This is a genomic window from Pseudoramibacter porci (assembly GCF_009696145.1).
GTDB classification, from domain to species: Bacteria; Bacillota; Clostridia; order Eubacteriales; family Eubacteriaceae; genus Pseudoramibacter; species Pseudoramibacter porci.
On record NZ_VUMO01000005.1, the window covers coordinates 86,098 to 110,999 of the forward strand.

Below are 24,902 nucleotides of genomic sequence, written 5' to 3' on the forward strand. Positions count from 1 at the left end.
TTCTTTCTTGCTGTTTTTCTATTATACTATACGCTGCGGAATTTCTCCACGCTTTCTTTTAGCGCGCTTCTACGCGCCTTTCTCTCCCGCCCGCAGTATTAACCCCCCGGGATGCGTCAAGCATGGCGGTCGATTCCGTCTTGAGGGAGAGTCCCGGTTCCTCCCTCCCGGGAGCGGGGCTGTCGCGGTCCTTTTTCAGCTGTTCCTCATACCGGGTGAAGATGTAGGTGTCGGCCTTATCGGCCTTTCCTGCCGCCTTGAACAGGTAGGCGGGGTCATTCTCCAACGCCTTCATCCATGATTGCAGGTAGGAAACGTGGTTCCGGTAGAAGTCTCCCTCCAACTCCGCATTCTGGATGCCGAGGTCCGAGGAGAGAAACAGGCTTCCGAGTTCCGCTACCAGCTCTTCCTCCGCATACTCCGGGCTTCCGAACCGGACCGAGCACTCCCGGTTCAGGGCCGAGGGGTGCCCCGTGGAATGGGTCATCTCGTGGAGCAGGGTCCGTGTGAAGGACTCGTCAGACCGGAACGTGCCGCGCGGCGCAATCAGGATGCAGTCTTTCCCCGGGGAGTACGCGGCCATGCCGGTATACAGGCTGGACTCGTTGACCGGGCAACGGGAGGAGCGAATCAGGTTCTCGGCAATTCCCGCCGTATAATCCGATTGGTGCTGCGGCCCCTCCGGTGCCGGGGGAATGCCGTCGATATCCCCGGCGTTGAACACGTTCCAGTAGCCGACACAACGAAGGTAATGGCCGACTACCTCATCTTCTCCCGTGTCCTCGTTCTTCCCGGTCAGGGGAAGGTCCTTCCACTTTTCGATAATCGCGGCCTTGGACCCCCTTTTCAGGTGCCACCCTTTGTCGCGAATCTGATTGAACGTGCACCAGCGGTTGTCCTCAATGCCGCGCATGTAACCCACAAAGGCGAGGTGGAGCCGGTTTGAGCCGCGATAGACGGTGCCCGAAACTGGATTCCGTGGGCTGAGGGTCGGAAGATAGGGCGCGGACCATTGAAGGCCGTTCTCTCCCATGTCACGGATGATTTTGCGGACTACCTCCTCTCTGTGGCTGTTGACGATATCCACCGGCGACGGTCTTTCCTGGTTCCTCATAACAATCCTTCCTCCTCATTTCATCGGAAATGCCCGGTAGAAAAACAGCCCCACAGAAACCGTTCTGCGGGGCCAAAAAGAGTTCATGCGTGTCAGAACCCATCGAGTGACGAAATGGCCCGCAGAACGGCTCTCAGCCGCCCGGAAGGGATTCCCGGGTTCAATGGGTTCATGGCGCACTCAAAACAGGCATACTACCTTCATGGCCGCCACGAAGACGAAGTAGACGGCGCAGAAACCTGCGATACCGTAGAACGTGTAGCGCAGGGCGATTCTGCGCACGGCGGGCAGGGACCTGCGGTTGACGATGCAGGCTATCAGCACCCCTATCAGATTCAGAAAGAATCCGAGCACGAAATACCCGGCCTTGATTGCGGGCGTCATCTTGGGAATGCGTATCTCTGCCATGGTTTTCCTCCTTCTCCTGCACGGCTAGGAAAAATCATACCCTCCTGCCGCACCGGACTCCTCCTCATCCTCAAAGCCGTCATCCTGCGCGAGTTCGGCGGAGCGGATGCGCTCGATGGCAGGGAGGGTGTAACCCATAAGCCGGGCAATCTCGTCCTCCTGCATGTCCGGGTGGGCCTTTTGCAGGTAATCAAAGACAGCTATCGCCCTGCGGTTCACGGACTGCGTGGTAGCGTCCGAGTAGCAGAGCTGTTCCATGGCGAAGAAACGCTCGCCATTGATTAGGTCTTCTCCCTCGCGCCACAGAAGCTTTTCGCCGTCCTTCTTCAGCCAGACCACATTATCCAGCTCGTCCGGGCCTACCAGAAGGAGGGCGCAGCCGACCTTGCGGGACGCTGCCGGAACGCTGACCCCATCCAGCACGGTCTGGGCTGCTTTGCCGCCGACCTCGTACCAGTGCTGCGCGAGCACGACGCCCTCCTCTTCCAGCGCACCGAGATAGAGGTTCCAATCCGTGAGCACGTTGATGCCGTTCGCACGGTACGGTTCCGAACAGGTCTGCACGGAGGGGTCAAACTCCTCATAGCGATGGGACTTGTAAAGCACCTCGATTTTCATCGTCCTGCTCCTTCCCGGACCGTCACTTCTTCTTGCCGGCAAAGGCTACCGCAAGTGTGCCGTCCTTCTTCAGGCTGAGCCTGCAATCGAATGTCTTCCCCGCCTTGGACCGGCAGCCTTTCAGGGAGACCGACTTGCCGTCCAGCAGCCCTCCGGCCTGCTTCGGGGTAAGCGTCTTGCCGCAGAAGGGCAGTATCTTGAATCCGCATCCGGAGACCTGCTTCCAAGTCCCGTCCTCCTGCTTTTCGCTTTGGTTTGACGAGCAGGAATATGCCCTGCCGCACTGCACGACCTCCTTCCCGCAGACGGGACAGCGCCCAACAGAAGTCCGGCTTGCGCCGACGCTCTCTCCCGCATAGGCCGATGCCATGTGGCTGCGAAAGACCTGAATGACGCTGCGCTGCACGGCGTTCACGTCATCGCTCCCCTCCGCAATGCTCTGCTGGATGAGCCACCACCGGGCCGTCACGTCCGCGCCCCGGATTTCCGGCGGCAGCAGGCGGTAGAAGGCCTTCGCCTTATCCGTGGCGTGGACCTTTCCCTTCTGCTCTGCCAGATACCCGCGCTTCTTGAGGTTTTCGATGATGGCCGCCCGTGTTGCCGTGGTCCCGATTCCCCCGTGCTCCCCCTTCTTACCGTCATCCTTCTTCTTGAGGATGGCTTTCACCTCCGGGTCCGTGACGTACTTTGAGATGGCTGCCATGTCCATGATGAGCGTGCCCTCGGTGTAGGGCTTCGGCGGCGTGGTTTCCTTCGCTCCGACCGTGCAACGGACCCCGCAGAGCTGATGGCTGCCTTCCGGCACCCACAAGGCGTCCGGGTCCGCATCCACGCCCTCCTCCTGCGCTTCCCCTCCGAACGTCTCCCGAAATCCGTAAGAGACAACCCGCTTCGCCGTTGCGGAGAACGTGCCTTCCTCCACCGGGAAGGTGCTCGTACTCAGGTCATAGACCATGGGCGGGAGGAACTGCATCGCGTAGCGCTCCACAATCGCACGGTAGACCTTGGACTCGTCCCCGGTCATCCGACTGACCGGCGCATCCGCTTCCTGCGGGATGATGGCGTGGTGCGCCGTCACGTTCCCGTCATTGAAGGCCTTGGAGCGGATGCCAAAATCGAGCGCCCAGTCCGTCCCCAGATTCCGCATCGCCTGCGAAAGGACCGCCGGAGCGTCCTGAAAATGCTCTTCCTTCAGGTACTGCGAATCCGAGCGGTTATAGGTGATGGCCTTGTACTTGTCGCGCAGGTCCTGCGTAATCTGCTGGGTCTTTGCAGCTGCAAACCCATAGCGCTTGGACATATCCGCGAGCAGGACGGTGAGGTTATAGGGTAGCGGCGGGCATGCCTGCTTCCGCGTGACCGTGGTCTCGAAGGTCAGTTCCCTTCCATCCAGTCTTTCCTTCAACCGGTCCAGCGCTTCCCTTGCGAAGAGATGCTTTTCGTCCCCCAGAAGCTCCCTGCCCGGCTTGAAGCAGAACGTCACGGCTCCCCCGGCATCCACGCAGTCTCCCTCGGCGGAAAGGACGAAATACTTCCTCTTCGCATGGTGTTCGATGGCATCGTCACGGGCAACGACAAGTCCCATTGTCGGAGTCTGCACGCGCCCCACGGTACAGAGAGTGTGCAGCCGGAGCGTCGCAAGACGGGTCTCGTTTACGCCAAAGCACATATCCGCCATCTGACGGGCGTAGGCAGCCCTTCCAACGCCACGGCAGCCATCGTTCGGCACAAGCTGGCCGAACGCCCGGACGATGTTTTTCTCAATGTTGTCGTTCACGTAGACACGTTCGACCCTGCCCGCGTAGCCCAGATAGTCCAGCAGTTCATCGACAATCAGCTGTCCCTCATCATCCGGGTCACCGGCGGCAATGACGCTGTCCGCCTTTTCCAGAAGTCCGGCGATTCGGTCCACCAGCTCCCTCTTGTCCGGTGCAGGTTCCTTCGGCCAGTCCGGGACCTCAATCGGGAGCGCATCCAGAGACCACGGCTTCCCCCATGCAGGGTTTAACTCCTCCGGCTCCACGAGTTGCAAGAGATGCCCGGCACAGGCGATGACGGTATAGCCATTCCCGGAAATCGGGAGGGACGCGTTCTCTGAAACGCTTCTCCCGCAGATGGCGCGGGCAATGTCGCGGGCAAGCATCGGCTTCTCCGCAATGACGAGTTTCATAAGGCATCCTCCCTTCTTACCTCTCCGGGTCCCGTTCCCCGGATGCGTCAGGGCTTCGTCCGTCCGCAATCTCCGAGGAAGCTTCCCGGGCCGCAGCCGCTGTCTCCCTCATGCCGCCCCCGGAGCGGCCCCCGAAGCTCTCCTTGAGATGCTGCGCGCTCCGGGCGTCGCCAGCGCCCTCGCACTGGACGCTCATCTGCTGCATCTGCTGCGGCGTGAGTGCCGGGTCGGCGATGGCTGCTACGACCTCCTGCGACAGCTGCGGGTTGGCCATGGCGTCAAAGAGGACGCGCAGCTGCTCCCCGGAGAACCGCAGGGGGTTCTGTGCAAGGCTAAGGACGTCTGCAGGCGGGAGAGAGAGCTTCCCGAGCGCATACGTGATGGCCCTCATGGCCGGAGCGGGGACCGCCGGCCCGAACAGGGTCTTGAACTGTCCGGGCGTGAGGTTATATTCGCTCGTGAGCCGAACACAGGCCAGCTGGTCAGGAGTATAGGCCGGGTCCAACATGCGCAGGGCCGTTGCCCTCTCTGCACCGTCATAGAGCGCGGAGAACACGGAGCGCATGTTCGCCGCAGGAATCTGCGGTTTCGCGAACAGCTCAACCAGAGGGACCGGAAGGCCGAGGGAAAGAGCGCCGGCGGCAACGTCCAGCTGTGCTTCCGACAGTTCTCGCCATGGGAGGGCGCGCCCGCCGGTCTGCACGATGCTCCGGATGAGATGCAGCTTCTCTGCCGAGAACTCCGGACTCAGGCACTCGTCAAAGACGGATGGAAGAAGCTCTTCCGCGATGCGCGCCAGCTCCCGCATCTGCGAGTGGTTGAACCGCGTGTCGGCGATTTTCCCGACGGTCCCGGCATCCAGCCCCTCGCGGAAGGCCTTGCAGATGGCGAAGGCCTGCCAGTCCGTGAAGGCATCTCCCATAAGAAGCTCCGCCGCCCGAATCTGGCTGCCCGCAGGGACGGATTCCAGCATCCCCCTGAGCTGGGAGACCTGCTTTTCCGACAGGAAGCTTACGGGGTCGGCGGCATCCGGATCCACCTCTTCAAACGTGAGGAGCTGGCCTTCGATGCAGTAGCCGAGGTCAATTTCGGTGTAATCCTCTTCCGCAAGGGTGTCCGCATCCAACTCGTCCCTAGGGACAAGGCCGAGCACCTGCCGGACATCATCGGCTGTCCCTCCGTGGTCGAGGATGCCGTGCAGGTTCTCTTCCAGAACGCCCGCCACGTCAACGCCGTCTGCACCGCCGGAAGGTATGACGCAGTAGAACGGCAGAGCGAAGTTTGTATTCCACGAGCTGACGGTGTACTGTGCAACGGCGGTTTCCTCAAGCCCCTGTTCCAGACGCATGATGATGACGGGAAGCGGAACGTTTCCTTTGTATGGCATCGTGAACCTCCTTTCTGCCGGCTATGCCTGCCGGTCCTGCTCAAAGGGGTTCTGCCCCTTGTGGCCACCGGCAAGCGCGGAAGAAGAGGAACGCATCTCAGATGCTTCCTCACGCAGGCCGTTTCTGCTCTCTGCCCGGTCCTGCCGCATCTTCGGCCCCTTGGTGATGGAAAGCACCTCCGACAGGCCGCTTCCGGGCGCGCTGACGCGGGTGAAGTAGTCGCGGACCGTCTGGCACTCGCCGTCCGTCAGCGGACGGTCCTCGCCCGTCTCGGGGTCGAAGCCCACGGCAACAAGGTTGCCAAACAGGACGGTGTAAAGGTCCCCCTCGCGGACCGGCGTGTGGAAGTCCAACTGCGAAAGGTATCCCGCATCCTCCATCTGCTTTGTCGCGTAGACCGCGCGGTTCGGCGGGCAGCTGTACAGCCCCTCCTCGTTCACGTAGATTGAAATCTCTTCTCCGAACAGCACGTTGAGCGGTTCAATCGACCCGCCCACCAAGCGCTGCAACTCTCTGAGCGTAGAGCCGCCGGCGTCCTCCTTCAGGTCGATGGTGACGGGGGTCCCGTCCACGGGTATGAGTAAAGCTTCCATCTTTCCGGTCCTTTCTGCCGTTCCCTTATTTCGGAAACGGGCGGGGAGCAGCTGCGCCCCGCCCGCACTTTCCTGTCGTGAAAGGCACGCCCTCACCGGGAACTCTGCTTTCACCTTTAATAAATTATTAAAGCCGCGCTCTCCCGCCGCTGGGGGCGGGAGTTCGGCAAGGCGCTCCGGCGCTTCGGCCAACAGTTAGCTTCCGAGGATTTCCTTTGCCCATGCGCCGGACTTAATCAGTCCGAACACGAGGAGGAACGAGCAGCCGAGCCACATGAGGACGCCCTGCAAGGCGTCAATGGCCACCTCGCCCGCGGCAAGGGCAAGAATGTTGTCGCTTCCCACCTGAGAGGTAAGGGATGCCAGAATGTGCGGGAACGCCACAAGCAGGAACAGCATGATGGCTCCCGCGAGCGCGGCGGCGGCAAAGTTCTTGAGGAAGCCGACCCCCATCTGCCTTGTCTCGTCAAAGCCAAGGAGCGCCATGGGAATGGAAGAGAACGCGGCCATGACGTAAATCTGCCACGCGCGGGCGTAAGCAACCACGAAGGCAACCACATAGGCAATGATGCCCGTGATGGCGCACAGGATGGCCACGATGAGCGTCGTGAAGCATCCGCCGAACGTGACCTTGCTGAGGTCAAAGTTCTCCGTGCTGATGCCCTCGCCGAGGAAGCTGCCTTTCTTACCCACAGAGCCAATCACAGGGATGATGTTGTCTACGACCATCTGGTACACGGCCTGCACGATATCGAGAGAGTGAATTATGAACCAGTGAAGCAGGACATACGTCACCGCGAGGAAGACGATATCCTTGATGGCCGGAAGCGTAGCTGTCGCATCCATCCTCTGGCTGATTTTGATGAGTTGCACCAGCATGAACAGGGCAAGGATGGACTCCGCGAGCGGGACCACGGCGGTCTGATGGACCGTGACCGTAATCGAGTAGACAGACTCTCCAAGAAGGCTCGAGAATGGAGCCGTCAGAATCCCGTTGTCTCCGATGGCAGAGACAAGGCCGTTGTACATGTTGAAGAAGCCGCATGCGCCATCCAGAAGCCATCCCTTGATGGCTTCTTCCACGGCTCCCTTGAGGTCCCATGGCGCAGCCGCATAGGCTGGTTGCGGCAGGAGCAGCACGAGCGCGGCGGCAGCGAGCACGCTTGTTATCACAGCAGCGCGAAAGCCCGGCCCGCGACGCATATGCCTGCTATTGGTCTTATTTGTGTAAGCGCTCAAAACATATCCTTTCTGCCTGCAAGGCGCGGGCTAGACGCTGAACTTGTAAGTGCTGTCGTTCTGGTCATACGTCACGGTGATGACCGGTGTTGCCGAGCCCGTCAATGACGCCGAGCCGTCCGATTCGTCACTGCTCAGGGTGAAGGCAGTCACAACCAGCCCCTTGTCGTAGTCGATGGTGACGTTCTTGTTCCACGTGGCCTTTACCGCTGATGGGTAATGGGTTGAGCACCACCGGCTGAGCGCGTCCACGAATGCGTCTTGGTCCCCGAGCAGTCCTTTCGCTTCCCCATCCAGCCCCTCAACCGCAATCTTTTCCACCGCGTCTGAGCGCTGATAGGCCGTGTTGGGAAGGGCGAACATGCCGGACAGGAGACTTGCCTGCCCGGCAGACGCGCTGTCGGCGCTCTTGACAAGCGTATAGGTGGCAATGTATGTCCCGGCGTCCGTCTCAAAGGCAATGGTGTCCACCTCGGTATCGGAGCCGTTGTTTCCGAACTCGCAGGCGGAGATGGCAAAGGGATGGGAGGTCTCCTCGCCGTTCACCGTCTCCACGTAGTGGTCATCGTAAAAGCGAACCGTGTATTTCCCGTCGCTGGCGGACCAGACACCGGCGCACAGCGTCTCAATCAGCTTCCGCGTCTTCGAGTCATAGGCTTTAATCAGCTTTTTCTGCGATTCCGTGAGCGAGGTCTTCTCCGCTTCCGAAGCGCCTGCCGTCTTTCCGCTGTCGCTTCCGGCGGCATCGGAAGCCGTCTGGCTCTGCTGCGCCGCCCTCCGCTCCGCCACGTGCAGGGCGCTCGTGACCGAGAACCCTGCAAACACGATAATGGCGAAGAGGGAGAGCAGAGCCACCTTCCTGTGCTTTTTCAGAAGTTCCTTCCAGTCTTTCATTCCCTATCCTTTCTGCTTATTTCACGTTCGGGGGGAACCCCCACCCCGCCGGACTCCATTTGCAGTACGTGCTTATCCACCGGTCCAAATCCCAGACCTCAATCGAGCCGGTGTTGTGGATGATTTTGTTGTCCCCGATGTAGATGCCGACGTGCCCGTAGGTCGCGCCCGCCGTTGAGCCGGAGCTGGAACTTCTCACGGCAACCAGCATGCCGACCTTGAGCTGGGAGCGGTCGGTCGAGTGACAGTAAGCCGCGTACATGTCGCAGGCGTTACCGCTGATGCCGCCCAGCCCTGCCTTCGCGTAGACGTTGGAAACCCACGCGGCGCACCATCCTGCGCCGGGGGACGGCGTTCGATACGCCGCGTCCACGATGGAGCGCTGCGTCGCGTCAGACGCGGCATACTCCTCGCCGCTTCCGCCACCAGAAGAAAGCTTTTCGTAGAAGGCCTGTGCCGCAGGCAGACGGTCCCGGTAGAACGACTGCCGCGCCGCCCAGTCCGCAGGGCGGAGCCAGCAGGCCATCACGCAGTACGTCGCGAACCCCACATCGTCTGTCTTTAGCCAGGCATCGTAGCTTGCATCGCGTCCGGAATACTCGGTGATGTATTTGGTGTAATAGCCGCTGCGGTGCAGGCCGGTGGCCCACGATGCGCGGAGGTTTTCGATGAAGTATTTCGTCTGGGCGCTGGCGCTGTTCTTGTCGAGTCCATTTGCGCTGCACCAGTTGACAAAGCTCGTATATTCGCCGTGTCCCGGCGTCGTGTCTGTGAACTGGTATAGGCCAAACCCATACTCGTAGGCGTAGCTGTTTCCCTCCCCATGATACTCGTTCGTGGGGTCCCAGCCGGACTCTCCGGAGATGTTGCCCATGATGGCGGCAATCTGCGGTTTCCCAAGTCCCTCCGCCGCGAGCGCCTGTGCGACCTCCAGCTGGGTTCCGCTGAGGTCACCGAACGAATCCACCTGACTGGATGGGTTGTCGCTGCCGGCGAGCACCGCCACCAGCACGACCGCCAGAAGGAGACCGAAGATTGCGGGAACTGCCGCGCCGCCCAGCAGCGCGACAAGCCCCTTTCCCTGCGTCCCGGCTGCGGCAGGAAGGGCGCGTTTTACCGCGCTTCCGCCAGCGGAAGCCGCCGCCTTTTGCGTGGCGTCCGTCGCGGTGTACATTTCACGCCTGAGATACCCAGCCGCCTGCGCCTTTCTCTGGACCTCTGCGGCATCGGCAGGCTTTTTGCGGTACTTCTTTTCGGAGAGCGAACCGAGCGGCGCTTCCTTCTCAAGCGCGTCCCTGCCGGAGAGGTGCCGGTGGAGCCTTCGGGCAATCCGGACAGCACGCCGGCCCCGGTAGGCCGCGTCATCCATGCCCTCAAGCTCTGAGTCCTCAAGCGTCTTCGACACCACGCCGCCGATAACCGCATCCCTTGCCGCCGGATTTGCGGCCTTCTTGAGGGATTCCCGGAGATGGTGGTCCGCCTGTGCGCGCGTCTTTTGTGAAGCTGCCCGCTCTTTACCGAACGTGCTCTCGGATTCCTCACCGGAGCCGGCGGCTTCCTTCCCCGCCTTCGCCCTTTTCCCTGCCGCAGCAGCCGCAGCCGCGCCGCCGGCGCTGCTCCTCCTTCCCTTCTCGTATGCGGCGCGCTTGAGCGCCATCGCGCTCTTGTCGGCGCTTCCCACAATGCCGGTGTTGACGGCGTTCGTCTGTTCGGTCCGGATGAGCTGCGCTCCTGCATCCTCGCGTTCGCTTGCCGTGCGCGCGTAGTCTGACGCTTTCATTGACGTTCACCGTCCTTCCGGTTCGTGTCGGAACAGCTACCTGTCCTTCTTCCTGTCATTGGGGTTCGTGCTGAACAGCTCGTAGAGGACGTTGCCCTTCGGGAACTTTCCGCGAATCGGGACGCGGGCGTTTCCGGCAATCAGAAGACCGTCTCCGGGTTCGACGGACTCATCAATGCACTCTTCCTCCTGTTCGGAGAGATTCAGCAGCTCCACCCACCTCATGCGGTCGAGCGGGGACTGCTTGAGCAGCATCAGGAAGTCCGCGTTGAGGACGATGTTCTGCGCCGCTTCGTTGTTGAGCATCGCCGTCGCGTTCTGCGTGATGCCCGTAAGCAGAAGCCCGAACTTGCGGCCCTCGTTCGAGAACCGCGAGAAGTAGTTCAGGACCGTCGGGTAGGCGAACATGGACTGCATCTCCTCCACGTAGAGCCACGTCCGCACGTTTCGCTTTGCGTTGAAGTACATGCGGTTGCGGACGGCTTCGCAGATGTTGATGAGTGCGAAGACCAGCATCGAATCCGGGAGGTCCTTCAAGTTGAAGTCCACGATGCGGCTCTTGAAGTCCACGTTGGACTGGTGATTGAAGAAGTCCATCGGCGGCTGGATAAACCGCTCGTAGCGGAGCGCAATGTCCTCGCGGGCCTGCTTTTCCGGCTGTTCCCGGAGCGTGTCGTAGAAGTCCTGTAGCAGGGGCGGATTGCCGTCTCCGCGCTCCGCCGCGCCCTGGAACGCGATGTTGACGCATCTCGTGATGATGGACTGGTCAATCTGCGTGAACGGCTCGTCAGACTCTGCGGCGCTGGCTGCTGCCTGTGCGAGCATCGCGTCGATTTTGAAGGCAATCTGCTCGTTGCGGGACATGTGCTCGACAGAGACGGTATCGAACGGGTTCAGGTACGTGCCGGTTCCGACGCCGAAGTGGAAGACGGAGCCGCCATAGCGCTCGGCAATTCCGGTGTACTCGCCGGCGCGGTCGATAACATAAATCTCGTCCGTCGGGTTTGAGAAGATGGTCGCGGTCATCTCGGTCTTGACGAACATTCCCTTGCCCGCGCCCGTCTTGCCACAGACAAAGCCCATCGGGGAAGTCAGCTTCTTGCGGTTGCAGAGAACGAGGTTTCTGGAATGCTTGTTCTGACCGTAATAGTTCCCGCCGGCATCGTCCAGCTCCTGCGTCGCGAAGGGCACGAGGATGGCTACCTGCGCCGTGGTGAACATGCGGCTGATTTCCACGTGGTTGTGCCCGAGCGGGAGAATCGAGTTCAGCCCCCTGCGCTGCCGGTACTCGTAGGTGTCCACCTCGATGGAGTTCTGCCGTGCCATGGAGATGATGCGCATGGCCTGCGTGTCCAGCTGCTCCTTGCTCTCCGCATAGGTGTAAATAAGACCCGTGAAGACGTAAAGGCGCTGATTCTTGTTCTGTAGGTTGTCGAGAACGTCTTCCGTTTCTTCCTTGGAGTATTTCAGCTCCTGCGGAAGAATGGAGAAGTCGTACCCCTTGTTGACGGCGCTGCGCTGCTCCTCAATGATTTCCTTGTCAATCCACGCGCTGCGCGTGCGAACGTAGTTGATGGCCTTGGACTTGTCCATGGGCTGGACGAACCACGTGACCTCCATGGGGATAGGCAGGTCCACAATATCCGCCAGCGCGCGGTCGGAAAGCTCCGAGCCGAACTTCTTCATGACGAGGACCTGCCCGTAAATCCCGTTGTCCAGCTTGAAGCAGTCGTTGTACACGCCATCCGGCTTGAAGTCAATCTGCCCCGGCGCGATGCAGTCCTTTGTGGTCTGCATCCGCACGCTGGAAATATCCCTCTGATAGTCGAAGATGAAGGGCCGGTAGGGATTGAGCAGCGAATGGAGGACGGAAAGGCGCTGTGTGCCGTTCATAAGATGCGGCTTCGAGCCCATGGAGTTGAGGATGCGGCTGGATTCCGTCTCGATGCGGGCGAGCTGCCTTGCCGCTTCCTCCGCCGTGTCCGCACTGACGGAATAGGTCAGGTAGCGGTTTCGCCGGATGTTGCTGACGCCTTCCCGCACCTTGTCATTGAGTATGTCATTGAACACCTGCGCGTCATGCATCGCGGCTTCGCAGCTCTGCCTTGACGGGTCGAAGAACTGGCGGTGGCCAACGTCCTCCTTGAGGAGCGGCGTGTTGATGACGCTCATCTGAACCAGCGTGTCCGCACCGAACTGGTCATAGAGCCGCGTGAGGGCCGAGAACATGGCCTTCTGCTGCTCGTCACGGACGGAATGATAGCTCGTGTCATCAAAGGCGATGGTGGACGAGAAAAGCCCCTCCTCCACCTCGCAGATGCCATCCTGATACATGCGGTTGTAGCCGATGTAGCGGACAACGTCCTTCGCGGCTTCCCTCCTTCTCCTCGCGTCCGCCGTCTTCTCGCTCAGCTCGTGGTCCCTGTCCCTGAGTTGGGACTTCACCGACGTGTAGCTCTTCTTTGCTTCTTTTTCGGCTTCCTTCGCCGCACGGCGCTCCTCCCGGATTTTTCGCAGCGCCGCCTTCTTTTCCTTGCGCGGCAGCTTCCTTCCAGTGGTGAACGAGGGGAACATCTGCTTGAGCGCGCCAACATCAACCGGGCCGTTGTCATGGTCCAAATCGGTGCCGGCGCGTCCCGTTCCGAAGTCCTCGCCGGAAGCGTGCACAAAGGCTTCTACATCAAAGCCGGGGCTTTCCCCGCCGCTAGGTGATGACGCGTCCTGCCCTTGGGGAGTAGGACTCGATTCCTCGGAGACCTTGCTGCTTTCGATAAAATCTTCCATAAACCTTGCCTTTCTTCTTGGAGGTTTCGCCCGGGGTCTCCACAAGCCCTGCCAGCTCCATGGAGGGCACGTAAAAAATTCGGTCGTTCTCGAACTGCGCCCTCAGCCAAAGCGGAACGAACTTCTCAAAGGGCATCCCCTTGGGTCTCACAAAGCCGCAGCACCAGAACGGGAGCGAGACGGCATAAATGAGAATCATGTTGTCCCCGGGGTTTATCCCGAGGACGAAGTACATGTAGAGGGCGGAAAGAACCGAGCAGCCGAGAGCGCCCACAACGGAGACCAGCGTGCGTGTTGTGAGCTTTCCAACCACCTTCGGCTGGTACTCAGCAATGTCCTTGTGAACTGCGACAGACAACATGGTGCAGACTCCCCTCCTTTAACCGGCCCACCCGGTGTTCAGGGAGCCGAAGTAGACGGCTGCCGCGATGACAATCGCGCCGCCGACAATCATGGCGATGGCACCGGAGAGCTGACCACCGCCGCCCTGCATACCGTCCTTGATGGTCATTCCGAGATTGACCAGACCAAAAACGACGAGGACGCCACCTAGGAATGTAATTCCCTGCGTGAGCATGGATACTGCGTTCTGTAGCATAAAATCTTCCTTTCCTGCCTGCTGTGTTACTGGCAATCAGAATCCCGTAAAGCCGTACGTCGATGCGAATCCGAGCACAACTGCGCCGGCGGCAATCATGGCGATGGCTTTCCGAATTTCGCCGCCGCGCGACCCCTCACGAAGCACTATCCCGAGGTACACCAGTCCGACAAACAGGACGGCTGTCCCGGCATAGGCGAGCGGCTTCACGGCGAGCCTGACAAGGGCTTCCACCTTTCGTTCACCTTCCTCTCCTTTCTGCCCGTGCAACGTTAATAAATTATTATAACGGTCTACTGGGCGGGCTTCCTTGCGCTGCCCGAAAAATCCGTACCGTTCATATAACGCTTGAAGTCGAAGGGATTCTCATGCAGCCGTTTCGGGTTCCTCTTGTCCACGATGTAGCAGTATCTCTTGTGCCGCCGTGGGTCGAATTTGTCATCCATGAGAGGGTTTGTTCCGGCAATCAGGAGGATGGCTTTTCTGCGGCTCATCTTTCCGATTTCGGCGGCATCAATGAGGTCTCTCCCCTGAATTTGCAGGTTCTTGCTCGCGCTGGACGATTGCCCGGAAGACTCGTTGTAGGTCATCTGATGGATGGTCTGCTTGCCAATCATCTCCGCAATTTCCTTGTTCGTGGAATTGGATTTCCCACCGAGGAAGAGGGTCGAGTCGCAGCAGTCCACAATGGTCTGGGCCTTCTTGTCGTACTTCGATTCCAGCTGGCTCATGGACTGGAGGATAATCGTGATGCCGATGTTCCGGGAGCGTGTGACTGCGATGGTCTCCTCAATCTGCGGGATAGTGCCGATGTTCGCGAACTCGTCAAAGATGAAGTGAACCGGCCTTGGCAGCTTACCTCCATAGTCCGTGAGCGCCTTCCGGCAGAGCTGGTCGATGCACTGCCACATCATGATGGCAAAGAGGAACGATAGCGTCTTGTCCGTGTCGGACAGAATGCCGAACACGGCGGTTCTCGTGTCAGGGTCTCCCAGTGTATCCAGTTCCATTTCGTCATACTCAAGAAGCTGGCGGACCCCGGACGTTGCGATTGGCGCGAGCCGGACGTTGCAGGAGATGATGATGGATTTCAGGGTGCGCCCGGCAGCCACCTTGAAGTTCTTGTAGTTCATCAGGGCAAAGTCCTCATCCGGGGACAGCCCGCCGCGCTCAGCCGGGCGGACGCCATCATAGTTTCGGCGGAACCGCGAGGACTGCCAAGACCAGCCGGTGTCCGCAGTGAAGTCGCGGGACAGCCCGCCCTTCCTGCGGGGCGCACCCGCAGCCCCAACATTTCTGGCAAAGCGCTTCCCGGTTTCAATCTGGTAAAAGATAAGGTCCAGCGCCGACATGAAGTTCTCGTCCTCCTCCCTTGCTTCTGCCAGTGAGAGGAGCGTCAGGAGACCGGAGAGCGTGTAATCCTCCTCCGGGAACCAGTCGCGCAAAAGCGCGATGAGCGCCGTATAGAGCATCTTTTCTGCGTTCTCCCAGAACGGGTCGCTGGTCTTGCCCTCGCCGTTCGTGTTCATAATGAAGCAGTTGACGAACGAGAGGATATCCGTGTCGGTCTTCACGTACCTGAGCGGGTTGTAGTGCATGCTTTCGTCAAGATTGATGGTGTTGAAGCTCTTCACCTGATAGCCGTTGTCGGTGAACAGGTAGCCCGCGTCTTTCAGCAGGGTTCCCTTCGGGTCGGTGATGAAATAGTTCGTGTTGAGCTGACAGATGTTCGGCGTCACGTAGTTGAACGTCTTGCCCGAGCCGGACCCGCCGACCACAAGCACGTTGAGGTTGCGGTCCAGCTCCGGGTCATACTTAGGCCGGTGCAGCGCCAGCCCGTACTTTTCTGTGAAAATGAGGTTGTTGTCCGGGTTGCTGAGGTCCCGGAACCGCCTTCCCTCCTTCACCGTCCCCCAGCGGGCGGAGCCGCTTTCTTCGCCGGAGCGGTAATTCCCGATGTAAACCACGTGCCTGAGCCAGACCATCCACACGACCAGTGCCATGCAGAAACCGGCGAGGAGCGACTTTGTGTCCATGGCGAGTAAGAGAGGATTTTCGCGGATTCGCGCCCACATGGTCAGGAGTGCGTCCCCGCAGTGGTCAAGAAACTGTCCCGGGTAGGACGCCAACGCTTCAAAGTACCGGTTCCCGAGATAGAAGCCTGTCACCGAAAAAGCCAGCGTGACAAGAGCCGACGTGGCGATGCGCCTATTTACTTCCGGGTTTCCCTTTCTGTCTGCCATCTTTCCGTCCTTCTTCCTTTTAGCGCACCGGCTTCATCCGATTTGAAATGTCCAGCTCATGGGAAGGTGTGCCGCTCTCGGCTTCGAGTTCGGTCTTCGCTTCGCGCATCTCCCGAGCTACGCTGCTCAGGGAATAACCGCTGTCAGAGCTTCTGGCAGCACGGTCCTCTGCTTCGCGCGCCATGGAGGGGGAAACATCCGTACCGACGCCCTCATGCTCAATCCGGGCCGTATGGTCATCCGTGTCAATGCTGTCATGGGACTTCACGCCTTGGTCAAGGTCCGGCGTTGCCCCGTCGTTGTCCAGGGCACCATCGACGGGCCGCTGTCCCTCGTGCTCCTGACGCCGGCTTCTGTCCCCCGCTTCCTTCCCGGGCGCGGGACGGTTCTTCTCAAACCAGTCATGCGTGGCATCCACGCCCCATTTTCGGCTCAGCGTGTCCGCCCCAACCGCCCAGTCCGTCCGCCCCTGCGCGTCCTTTCCGAACGGGAGAAGACCGTCCTCGCCCCGGCGGGCTTCGTAAAACATGACCTCGCCCTTTCGGGTTGTGGTGATGCCGATTCCCTGACGGGCAAGAATCTGCTCAAAGTCGTTAAAGTCTCTGCTGCGGTCCCTCGCGTCAAGAACCTTGTCCCGGATGCTTTCCGTGTGGTTGAGGTTTCCGTCGGAGTGGTCCGTGCGAAACGCTTCCCTGCTCTTTGTCTCTTCCGGATGACGGAAGGGAAGGTTAGGCAGTCTGGTGATTTCGGTTAATCCCGCCAGCTGCTCCGCCGTGACGGGACGGCTGTTTTCGAGACGTTCCACGATGGACTGCTCCTGCCGCAAGCTCATCACTTCGGCGAACTGCGGCGCGCAGTCTTTAATCGCTTTGATATCGTCCTCGGCGAACTGAATGAATCCGTTTCCCTCCCTGTCGGCCAGCGCGGACGCAAACGTTCCGTTCTCGCGGCAGACCTGCGCGAAATAGGCAGCATCGTTGGAGGTTCCGAATGGAAGGCAGACTTGTTCGCGCGACGCGAGGGCTTCCGCTTCAATCTCGGCTTCTTCCTCGGACCTCCCGCTTTCCATCAGCCGTTCCTTGTGCCAGTCCCTTGCCTTGTTGTCGATGAACCTTTCCAGCGCCCTGCCGGTCTGGTTCCCGATTGCCTGCATCAGCATCTCGCCAACGTCTTCCCCGTAATCCTGAGCCATGCCGTTTCCTTTCCCTGTAGTTTGGAGAATGCGCGAATCCCGTCCGGGTATCCTTGACATGGAAGTATATCAGCCGCAGCACGATTCCTCCCGCAGTACCTTACACGTCATCAGAAAGGATTTTGCCAAACGGCTCCATCCCGTCGTTGAATGTGCGATTGTCAAAAACCGGAACCGCGCATAACCTCTTTTGCCGTTCCCAAAGCTCTAAACGATTCCAAGCCGGATTTTGCCAACAAAAAAAGACGCCCCGAACGGAGCGCCTTCATCACAGGTCAATATCCTGCCTTACTGGTACGTGCTTCTGTCAAACTGTTGGTAAATCGTTGGTAAATTGGTGCGTTTGCACATCAGAAACCCTTTGTTTTAAGCGTTTTTTTCGTCTTTGGTCTTCATTGTCGGGAAGAGGATGACGTCGCGGATCGTGCGCTGACCGGTAAAGAGCATGACCAAACGGTCGATCCCGATGCCAAGACCACCTGTCGGCGGCAGCCCGACTTCCAGGGCGTTGATGAAGTCCGCGTCGTACGGATGGGCTTCTTCGTCCCCGCCGGCCTTCTTTTCCATCTGAGCGATGAAACGTTCTTTCTGGTCCGCCGGGTCGTTGAGTTCTGAGAAGGCGTTGGCACATTCCGCACCGGAGATGTACAGCTCGAAACGCTGGGTGTAACGCGGATCGTCCGGGTCCTTCTTCGCCAGCGGCGAAATTTCCACCGGGTGCATCGTGACAAAGGTCGGCTGAATCAGCGTGTCTTCGCATTTCGCGTCAAAAACTTCGGCCATGATTTCGCCGACGCTGCCGTCCTTGCCTTCGATATCGACGCCGAGGTCAGCCGCCGCCTTTTTCGCTTCTTCCACATCGGTCATGTGATCGAAATCCACGCTCGTCGCTTCCTGAACCAGATCGACCATGCGGGCCCGTCTGAAAGGTTCACCGAGGTGAATGGTGTGGCCGTCGTATTCGACGTCCTTGGTGCCGAGAATTTCATCGGCCAGATAATGGTAAAGGTCTTCAACCATGTTCATCACGCCGATATAATCGGTGTAGGCTTCGTAGGTTTCGAGTTCGGTGAATTCCGGATTGTGGGTCGCGTCCATCCCTTCGTTTCTGAACACACGGGAAAGTTCGTAGACCTTGTCAAATCCGCCGACGATCAAGCGCTTCAGCGGCAGCTCGAGGGCGATGCGCAGGTACATCGGAATGTCCAGCGTGTTGTGGTGGGTGATGAACGGGCGGGCATTGGCGCCCCCGGCCAAGTTGTTCAAAACCGGGGTTTCCACTTCGAGGAAGCCGCGGTTATCGAGGAATTCGCGAATCTTGGAGATGATGCGCGAACGGGTGACAAAGACGTCGCGCACTTCCGGATTCACGATCAAATCGACGTAGCGCTGACGGTAGCGCAGGTCCTGATCCTTCAGCCCATGGAATTTTTCCGGCAATACCTGAAGGGATTTGGACAAGAGTGTAAATTCGTGAACACGAATCGACACCTGGCCGCGCTTTGTTTTAAAAGTTTCGCCTTTGATGCCGACGATATCGCCGATATCGACTTTTTTAATTTCGTCGTAATTCGGCAGCAAGTCCTTTTTCAGATACAGCTGAATTTTGCCGGTGCTGTCCAGCAAATCGTAAAAGCCGACCTTTCCCTGGCCGCGCTTGGCCATGATGCGCCCCGCAAGGGAAAGCTCCTGACCTTCGTATTGTTCAAAATCGTCGTTAATTGCCTTAGCGTGACCGGTCACATCGTATTTCGTGATTTCGTAGGGGTTCTTGCCTTCTGCTTGAAGGGCGTGCAGCTTGTCCCAGCGGACCTTGATCACATCGCTCATTTTTTCTTCTGCCATGTTTGCTCCTGTTCTCTTTCTCTTTTAGGCTTATCTGTGGATATCGAGGATGGTGTAAGTCACCGTTCCCCGCGGCACTTCGATGACGACGGTATCGCCAACCTTGTGGCCCATCAGGCCTTCGCCGACCGGCGACGCGTTGGACAATTTGCCGGCCTTGATATCCGCTTCGGCCGAACCGACCAGTTGATACGTCATCTGACGCCCGCCGGTTTCCACCGTCATGTAGCTGCCGATCCCGATTTCGTCCGTCTGAACGTCGTCGGCCACTCTGATATTGCGGATCTGTTCTTCAAGTTCTTTGATCCGCCCTTCGACAAAGCTCTGTTCGTTTTTCGCTTCGTCGTATTCCGAGTTTTCGGACAAGTCCCCGTACCCGCGCGCGATGCGCAGCTTTTCGATGACTTCGTAACGGGTAACCGTCTTTAAATGTTCCAGCTCATCTTTGAGTTTCTGCAGGCCCTCTTTGGTGACCACTAATTCCTGTTTGTTTTCGCTCATAGCAATCCCTTCCGCTTGTATTACCGATGCCAAAAAATAAAAAAACACACGCGGCCGCGTCTGATTTTCATCGTTTCAGCATCCATTTTAACCATTTTCAATGACTTTACATATTATATTAATGACCGGCTTAAAAGTCAATGATTTCAAGCGCAACCGCCGGATTTTCCGTCAGAAAATGGGCGATGCCGTCGTGGTCGTTGTCGTAGGCGGTGACGGCGTCCGCCGCGGCCTTGGCCGGCGCCTCGCCGTTTTTCATCGCGACGCCGATTCCCGCGTAGGCGAGCATCCCCGCGTCGTTCTGGGAATCCCCAAAGGCGATCATCTGCGTCCTCGAAATACCCAGCTGATTTTCGAGTGCTTTAAGGCCCGACGCCTTGGAGAAGCCCTTGAAGGTGACCTCGAGGTAATATTCCCCGACGCGGAAAAAATCGAACACGTCGGCAAAAGGCGCCGTGATCTCAGGGGTGACCCGGTCGAGGACGTCGCCGTGACCCATCACGAGAATCTTGCACAGCGGGAAATCGACGAAATCCGCCAGCGGCACGTGCTTTTCGATGGGAATGCCGATCACGCTGCGCTGGTGCTCCACCTTGTAACCGTCGGGGTCGTTGGAAAAATAGGTCCGGCCGTCGTCGACGAGGACCGACACCGGAAAGCGCTCCGCGTTGTGAATAAAGGCGCGGACGATGTCCGGGTCCATGGTCTTTTCGAAGAGGACTTGCTGATTGGTCTGGTCGACGATCTGCGCACCGTTGTAGGCGATGACCAGCCCGTGGTAATCCGCGAGTCTTAACATCCTGCTGTAAGCCGCCGTGCCCACCGCCGGACGGGCTGAGGCGATGGCGACCGTGCCGCCGGCGCGCTGAAAGGCAATGAGCACCTCCCGCGTCCTCGGTGAAATCGTCTTGTCCGTCGTGAGCAGCGTCCCGTCCAAATCAAAGGCCAAAATCTTGGGTTTCATACGCAACCTCCGTCGTTTTGTTTCATCTTATCACATTTTGCCGAACAAAACCGGCGCAACCAAAAAAACTGCCTCGTTTGAGACAGTTTTTCTGGGTTGTTTTATAAGAAGGTCTCTTATAAACAAATGACAATTGGTATTTTATTATTCAACGTCCATGAGCGCCTTCGGTCCTTCTTCACCAGTACGGACCTTGACGACACGATGTACGTCGTAAACAAAGATCTTGCCGTCGCCGATATGGCCGGTGAACAACGATTTCTTCGCTGTTTCGATCACATCGTCAACTGGGATGCCCGAGACGACGACTTCCACCTTAACCTTCGGCAGCAGGGTCGAATCGACCGTCGCGCCACGGTAACGTTCGGCTGAACCCTTCTGGATGCCGCAGCCCATGACTTGGATAATCGTCATGCCGCTGACCCCGAGTTCGTTCAACGCGCGCTTCAAGGCGTCAAACTTGGACAATCTGCAGATAATGACCACTTTGTGCGCTTCCACCGGGCCGCCGGAGACGAGTTCCGGTTCTTTGGACACTTTAACCGCCGCGTCGACCTGAGCCGGTGATGCCTTTTCGTAATCATCTTCGCCGAGATCGGTATTTTCATTGGCTTCGAGGCTCATATCCGTCACGTCTGAAATCGCAAAGCCGGAATAAGCTGAAGCGAGGCCGTGTTCGTGAATATCAAGACCTTCAATTTCAATCTGTGGCGAAACACGCAGGCCGACCGTTTTATCAATGATCTTAAAGATAATGAACATGACAACTAAAACGTAAGCCGCAACGGCCACTACGCCGAGCGCCTGGATGCCGAGCTGATGGGCGCCGCCACCGTAGAAGAGGCCTTTGCCGACGCCGTCTGCGCCAGTTGAGAACAAACCAACGGCGATTGTTCCCCACATCCCGTTAACCATGTGGACGGAAACTGCACCGACCGGGTCGTCGATTTTCGCTATATTATCAAAGAATTCAACCGAAAGGACCACCAGGAAACCAGCCACAAGACCGATAAAGAAAGCACCAAGGGGTGAGACGCAGTCGCAAGGTGCCGTGATCGCAACCAAGCCAGCGAGAGCTGCGTTGAAAGTCATGGACACATCAGGTTTGCCGTAACGCACCCATGTGAAGATCATCGCGACGACGGTAGCCACTGCAGCAGCCAGGTTCGTGTTCATAAAGACGATAGAAGCGGACGCCGCGTTGGCGTTGGTATCCATCGCAACCGTTGAGCCGCCGTTAAATCCAAACCAGCAGAACCAGAGGATGAAGACGCCCAGCGCACAGGCCGTCATGCTGTGGCCCGGAATGGCGCGGGCCTTGCCGTTTTTGTCGTATTTCCCAATACGGGGCCCAAGCAGTGCGGCGCCGAGGCAAGCGATGAGGCCCCCGACCATATGGACACAGGTGGAGCCGGCGAAATCGTGGAAGCCTAAAACGCCGAGCCAGCCGCCGCCCCAAATCCAGTGACCTGAAATCGGGTAAACCAGCAGTGAAATCGCTGCGGAATAAATACAGTAAGCTTTAAAGTTTGTCCGTTCTGCCATGGACCCGGAAACGATGGTCGCTGCCGTCGCACAGAAGACCGTCTGGAAGATGACGTAGCACCAGAGGGGCATGTTCTGCGGCACGACGCTGTTGGCCGCCGTGTATTTTCCAAGGATCATTGGATCGATATGGCCGATCAATGCGCCTGTCCCGCCAAACATCAAGCCGAAGCCGACGAGCCAGAAGCACGGTGTCCCGATACAAAAATCCATCATGTTTTTCATCAAGATGTTCCCGGTGTTTTTCGCACGGGTCAAACCGGCTTCGCAAAGCGCAAATCCCGCCTGCATAAAGAAGACCAGCGCCGCACAAATCAGCACCCAAGAGACAGTGGTTACACTAAATTTCATGATGCACTCCTTCACAAATCACAATATTAACAGATATGAATCAAAGAATAATGAGTCCTGATCAAAGAAAAAAGCGCCTTCCCCCCGCGGGATCCCATAGCGGAGGAAAAGCGCCTTTGCTTTAATCGCGATGCAACAAGAACAAAATAAAAGGCACTTTGAGAAAGAGATCTCAAAGCGCCCTTGCTTCGTTCTTATCGATTTGTTATTTTCATTTTAAAAGCATTTTCAGAAAATGTCAAGGAATTTTTTATATTTTTTAAGCCGTCGTCTTTTATTTTATCAGGCCATCGGGTATGATGAGCTTATCTGATTTTCACCGATCCCTACACCATCATGCAGGAGGCCTTATGACCCAATCCCATCAACCTGAACACACATTCAAAATCGGCGACTTGTCCCGGCTCTTTCACATCGGTGCGGACTCGATCCGCTACTACGAGCGGCTGGGGCTGCTGCACCCGGTGCGCGACCCCAAAAGCAATTACCGCCTCTACACCTTGGACGATATCCGGGCGATGAACACCATCCGCGAGCTGCTCGCCCTGGGCTTTCACACCGATGACATCCGCCGCTTCGAAGCCGATCGCCATCTCGACTCGGTCACCGCGCTGCTCGAAAAAGAAATTCAAGTCGTCGACGCCAAAATGGCCGACTTGAAAAAGACCCGCGCCGATTTAAATGCCCGGCTCACCGCAATCCGGGAAGATTTGTCCCGGGACTGCTCCGGAAAAATTGTCCGCCTCACCCTGCCCGAACGTCCGTGTCTGATGATTGTCGCGTCGCCCATGGCCGACGAGATGATCAGCTACGAGCTCGCCCGGGCCAGCGGCGGCTTCTCCGAAAAAATTGCGACCATCGGCTGCTGCGACTGCTACATCCTCGACACTACCGCCCTCAACGAAGCCGGCACCGATTACCGCACCAAAGGGGTATTTTTCTACTCGTCCCATTTGACCCTCCCCTGCAACCACGTCCTGCCCGCCGGAGACTACCTCAGCGTCTGCTATCGCGGCGACTTCAGCCAGAGCCTCGATCTCGTTCCGAAAATGTACAAAGAAGCCGAACGCCTGGGCCTTGCCCCCGCCGGCGACCCAATGGAATTCTGCCACATCGACCGCTTCGAAACGGCCGATCGGGCCGAATACCTCACCGAGATTCAGCTGCCTGTCGCCGATGCGGCAAAAAAATAAAAGCGGTCATGCCGCTTTTATTTTTTTGCTGTTTTCACTTTACTTCCAAACCCCGCGGGCCCTTCTGATCTTCCCGTACATTTTATTTTCCATCGCCATGACCTCGTTGAGGGGCACATGCTTGAACACCGGACGGCGCATCTTATACTTGATCCAGAACACCGCGTAAACAGCGAGGGCCAGTAGGGTCACGCCTGTGACGAGCCAGATCATGTTGCGTTCCGCCGGATCAGTGGAGATGTTCAAAATCATAAAGACGGTTCCCGCGATACCGATGAGGGGCAGGATCGGCCCGCCCGGCACCTTGAAGGTGCGCGGTGCTTTCGGCAGGCGGCGTCTCAGCACCAGTACGTCCACGTGAGCGAGAATGTAGCTGACCATCCAGAACACCGAGCCGACGAGAATGAAGAAAGAAATCCCGTCGGAAGAACTGTCGCTCATCCATGCGAAAAAGCCGATAGCAGCCGAAATGATCACGACGCCGAACCAGGGCACGTCGTGTTTATTCGTCTTCGCGAAAATCTGCGGCAGCATGTTCATGCCGGCCATGCCCTGGCAAATGCGCGACAGGCCGTTGGCCGTCGAGTTCTGGGTCGAGACAACGGCGAGGGCACCGACGAGGGTCATCCAGACCTTCCCGACGTTGCCGAGGAGTCGTTCGCCGTAGAGCAGATGGGGTGCCGGCGAGTTGAGCAGCTCCTTCCACGGAATGTAATTGTGAAAGCCGAGCACCATGATCGACTGAACGACGCAGATGATGCCAAGGCCGAGCATCATGCCGAGGGGCACGTTGCGCTTCGCGTTTTTCACGTCCTTCGAGATTGGCAGCGCGTATTCAGCGCCGATGAACAGCCAAAAGGCCACGGCAGTCATCGACACGATGTCGCCGAAATTGGTGTCGATCACGTAGGGCTGAGACACCTTCGCCCCGGTGCCCATGCCGATCATGCCGATGATCCCGAGAATCGCCATCGACCCAATCAATAGATACGAGACCAGATCCTGAATCTTCGCGAACATGTCGACGCCGTAGAGATTGACAATCATGATCAGCACGGTCATGATTAACGACCACGCGATTGAGGGAATCGGAATAAAGCTGAAGGTTTCCGCCATCGCGTAGGCGAAAATCGACGCTTCGACCCCGCAGGAAAGCACGTTGCAGATGAGGTACCCGCCAACCATCGAGATCAGCGTCGGGAAAGGCCCGAGCCCAGCCATCGTGTACTGGGCCAGGCCACCTGTCGTGTTCGGCATCAGCGCGTTAAGCTCCGACAGAGAGGCGATCGTCGTCAGGTTCAACGCCAGCGCGATGACCATCGCGACGATAAAGGTCACGCCGATGGTGCCGGCACCCTGTCCGAGGGAGACGAGACAGCTCGTCGCGATGACCAGGCCGACGGAAACCGAAACGACCGAGCCTAAGCCGAGTTTTTTCGTTTCATTCATAATCGTTCCTTATGTTTTTCAGAAAGTTCCGTA

At 58.2% G+C, this 24,902-nt stretch carries 21 protein-coding genes; 1 reads left to right on the forward strand and 20 read right to left on the reverse strand.

The features are described from left to right. Window positions 1-58: 58 nt before the first annotated feature. The 19 genes from FYJ52_RS05105 to FYJ52_RS05195 form a co-directional block, all read right to left on the reverse strand. On the reverse strand, window positions 59-1,114 hold the full coding sequence (locus tag FYJ52_RS05105; RefSeq protein ID WP_154572369.1) for an ArdC family protein: 1,056 nt from the start codon (window positions 1,112-1,114) through the stop codon (window positions 59-61). A 180-nt stretch (window positions 1,115-1,294) separates the two neighbouring features. After that, a complete protein-coding gene (locus FYJ52_RS05110) occupies window positions 1,295-1,522 on the reverse strand; it encodes a hypothetical protein (RefSeq protein ID WP_154572368.1) in 228 nt (75 codons plus the stop codon). A 24-nt stretch (window positions 1,523-1,546) separates the two neighbouring features. Then, the gene (locus FYJ52_RS05115) at window positions 1,547-2,140 is read right to left on the reverse strand and encodes a hypothetical protein (protein WP_154572367.1); all 594 of its coding nucleotides are present in this window, start codon (window positions 2,138-2,140) and stop codon (window positions 1,547-1,549) included. 22 nt (window positions 2,141-2,162) lie between these two features. Next, on the reverse strand, window positions 2,163-4,310 hold the full coding sequence (locus FYJ52_RS05120) for a type IA DNA topoisomerase (RefSeq protein ID WP_154572366.1): 2,148 nt from the start codon (window positions 4,308-4,310) through the stop codon (window positions 2,163-2,165). A gap of 16 nt (window positions 4,311-4,326) precedes the next feature. Continuing rightward, window positions 4,327-5,697, reverse strand: coding sequence for a hypothetical protein (locus tag FYJ52_RS05125; protein ID WP_154572365.1), 1,371 nt, complete (start codon window positions 5,695-5,697; stop codon window positions 4,327-4,329). Window positions 5,698-5,718: 21 nt separating this feature from the next. After that, window positions 5,719-6,483, reverse strand: a complete 765-nt coding sequence (locus tag FYJ52_RS05130; protein WP_154576162.1) for a DUF3846 domain-containing protein — start codon at window positions 6,481-6,483, stop codon at window positions 5,719-5,721. Between the two features lie 3 nt (window positions 6,484-6,486). Further along, window positions 6,487-7,530 (reverse strand): conjugal transfer protein TrbL, encoded by a 1,044-nt coding sequence (locus FYJ52_RS05135; RefSeq protein ID WP_154572363.1) that lies wholly within the window; start codon window positions 7,528-7,530, stop codon window positions 6,487-6,489. Between the two features lie 30 nt (window positions 7,531-7,560). Further along, window positions 7,561-8,424, reverse strand: coding sequence for a hypothetical protein (locus FYJ52_RS05140; RefSeq protein ID WP_154572362.1), 864 nt, complete (start codon window positions 8,422-8,424; stop codon window positions 7,561-7,563). Window positions 8,425-8,440: 16 nt separating this feature from the next. Beyond that, complete coding sequence (locus FYJ52_RS10340; RefSeq protein ID WP_154572361.1) at window positions 8,441-10,204, reverse strand: phage tail tip lysozyme; 1,764 nt, start codon at window positions 10,202-10,204, stop codon at window positions 8,441-8,443. A gap of 36 nt (window positions 10,205-10,240) precedes the next feature. Next, window positions 10,241-12,988, reverse strand: coding sequence for a VirB4-like conjugal transfer ATPase, CD1110 family (locus tag FYJ52_RS05150; RefSeq protein WP_205960766.1), 2,748 nt, complete (start codon window positions 12,986-12,988; stop codon window positions 10,241-10,243). Then, the gene (locus FYJ52_RS05155; RefSeq protein WP_154572360.1) at window positions 12,909-13,349 is read right to left on the reverse strand and encodes a PrgI family protein; all 441 of its coding nucleotides are present in this window, start codon (window positions 13,347-13,349) and stop codon (window positions 12,909-12,911) included. Before FYJ52_RS05155 ends, FYJ52_RS05150 begins: the two co-directional genes overlap by 80 nt. 18 nt (window positions 13,350-13,367) lie before the next feature. Then, entirely contained in the window at window positions 13,368-13,622 is a 255-nt protein-coding gene (locus FYJ52_RS05160; protein WP_205960767.1) for a hypothetical protein, read from the reverse strand. Next, complete coding sequence (locus tag FYJ52_RS05165) at window positions 13,623-13,820, reverse strand: hypothetical protein (RefSeq protein ID WP_154572359.1); 198 nt, start codon at window positions 13,818-13,820, stop codon at window positions 13,623-13,625. It lies immediately after the preceding gene. 59 nt (window positions 13,821-13,879) lie between these two features. After that, the gene (locus FYJ52_RS05170; RefSeq protein ID WP_154572358.1) at window positions 13,880-15,829 is read right to left on the reverse strand and encodes a VirD4-like conjugal transfer protein, CD1115 family; all 1,950 of its coding nucleotides are present in this window, start codon (window positions 15,827-15,829) and stop codon (window positions 13,880-13,882) included. Window positions 15,830-15,848: 19 nt separating this feature from the next. Further along, window positions 15,849-17,021 carry a hypothetical protein gene (locus FYJ52_RS05175; protein WP_154572357.1) on the reverse strand — a complete coding sequence of 391 codons (1,173 nt, stop codon included), beginning with the start codon at window positions 17,019-17,021 and terminating at the stop codon, window positions 15,849-15,851. A gap of 366 nt (window positions 17,022-17,387) precedes the next feature. Then, window positions 17,388-18,866 (reverse strand): lysine--tRNA ligase, encoded by a 1,479-nt coding sequence (lysS, locus tag FYJ52_RS05180; protein WP_154576163.1) that lies wholly within the window; start codon window positions 18,864-18,866, stop codon window positions 17,388-17,390. A gap of 30 nt (window positions 18,867-18,896) precedes the next feature. After that, entirely contained in the window at window positions 18,897-19,367 is a 471-nt protein-coding gene (greA, locus tag FYJ52_RS05185; protein ID WP_154576164.1) for a transcription elongation factor GreA, read from the reverse strand. Window positions 19,368-19,497: 130 nt separating this feature from the next. Continuing rightward, window positions 19,498-20,331 (reverse strand): Cof-type HAD-IIB family hydrolase, encoded by an 834-nt coding sequence (locus FYJ52_RS05190; protein ID WP_154576165.1) that lies wholly within the window; start codon window positions 20,329-20,331, stop codon window positions 19,498-19,500. A 144-nt stretch (window positions 20,332-20,475) separates the two neighbouring features. Continuing rightward, window positions 20,476-22,227: an ammonium transporter gene (locus FYJ52_RS05195; protein ID WP_154576166.1), complete on the reverse strand. Its 1,752-nt coding sequence runs from the start codon at window positions 22,225-22,227 to the stop codon at window positions 20,476-20,478. 350 nt (window positions 22,228-22,577) lie between these two features. Between FYJ52_RS05195 and FYJ52_RS05200 the strand changes: the two genes are divergently transcribed. Continuing rightward, window positions 22,578-23,420, forward strand: a complete 843-nt coding sequence (locus tag FYJ52_RS05200) for a MerR family transcriptional regulator (protein WP_205960768.1) — start codon at window positions 22,578-22,580, stop codon at window positions 23,418-23,420. Between the two features lie 39 nt (window positions 23,421-23,459). Here FYJ52_RS05200 and FYJ52_RS05205 read toward each other — a convergent pair whose 3' ends face one another. Then, window positions 23,460-24,869, reverse strand: a complete 1,410-nt coding sequence (locus FYJ52_RS05205) for an APC family permease (protein WP_154576168.1) — start codon at window positions 24,867-24,869, stop codon at window positions 23,460-23,462. Between the last annotated feature and the right edge of the window lie 33 nt (window positions 24,870-24,902).

Bases quoted from the DNA above. Each gene is read 5' to 3' on its own strand.
- FYJ52_RS05155 (WP_154572360.1), bottom strand. From the start codon at position 13,349: ATGTTGTCTGTCGCAGTTCACAAGGACATTGCTGAGTACCAGCCGAAG.
- FYJ52_RS05190 (WP_154576165.1), bottom strand. From the start codon at position 20,331: ATGAAACCCAAGATTTTGGCCTTTGATTTGGACGGGACGCTGCTCACG.
- FYJ52_RS05200 (WP_205960768.1), top strand. From the start codon at position 22,578: ATGACCCAATCCCATCAACCTGAACACACATTCAAAATCGGCGACTTG.
- FYJ52_RS05175 (WP_154572357.1), bottom strand. From the start codon at position 17,021: ATGGCTCAGGATTACGGGGAAGACGTTGGCGAGATGCTGATGCAGGCA.
- FYJ52_RS05205 (WP_154576168.1), bottom strand. From the start codon at position 24,869: ATGAATGAAACGAAAAAACTCGGCTTAGGCTCGGTCGTTTCGGTTTCC.
- FYJ52_RS10340 (WP_154572361.1), bottom strand. From the start codon at position 10,204: ATGAAAGCGTCAGACTACGCGCGCACGGCAAGCGAACGCGAGGATGCA.
- FYJ52_RS05105 (WP_154572369.1), bottom strand. From the start codon at position 1,114: ATGAGGAACCAGGAAAGACCGTCGCCGGTGGATATCGTCAACAGCCAC.
- FYJ52_RS05150 (WP_205960766.1), bottom strand. From the start codon at position 12,988: ATGGAAGATTTTATCGAAAGCAGCAAGGTCTCCGAGGAATCGAGTCCT.
- FYJ52_RS05120 (WP_154572366.1), bottom strand. From the start codon at position 4,310: ATGAAACTCGTCATTGCGGAGAAGCCGATGCTTGCCCGCGACATTGCC.
- FYJ52_RS05140 (WP_154572362.1), bottom strand. From the start codon at position 8,424: ATGAAAGACTGGAAGGAACTTCTGAAAAAGCACAGGAAGGTGGCTCTG.
- FYJ52_RS05110 (WP_154572368.1), bottom strand. From the start codon at position 1,522: ATGGCAGAGATACGCATTCCCAAGATGACGCCCGCAATCAAGGCCGGG.
- lysS (WP_154576163.1), bottom strand. From the start codon at position 18,866: ATGGCAGAAGAAAAAATGAGCGATGTGATCAAGGTCCGCTGGGACAAG.
- FYJ52_RS05115 (WP_154572367.1), bottom strand. From the start codon at position 2,140: ATGAAAATCGAGGTGCTTTACAAGTCCCATCGCTATGAGGAGTTTGAC.
- FYJ52_RS05125 (WP_154572365.1), bottom strand. From the start codon at position 5,697: ATGCCATACAAAGGAAACGTTCCGCTTCCCGTCATCATCATGCGTCTG.
- greA (WP_154576164.1), bottom strand. From the start codon at position 19,367: ATGAGCGAAAACAAACAGGAATTAGTGGTCACCAAAGAGGGCCTGCAG.
- FYJ52_RS05195 (WP_154576166.1), bottom strand. From the start codon at position 22,227: ATGAAATTTAGTGTAACCACTGTCTCTTGGGTGCTGATTTGTGCGGCG.
- FYJ52_RS05170 (WP_154572358.1), bottom strand. From the start codon at position 15,829: ATGGCAGACAGAAAGGGAAACCCGGAAGTAAATAGGCGCATCGCCACG.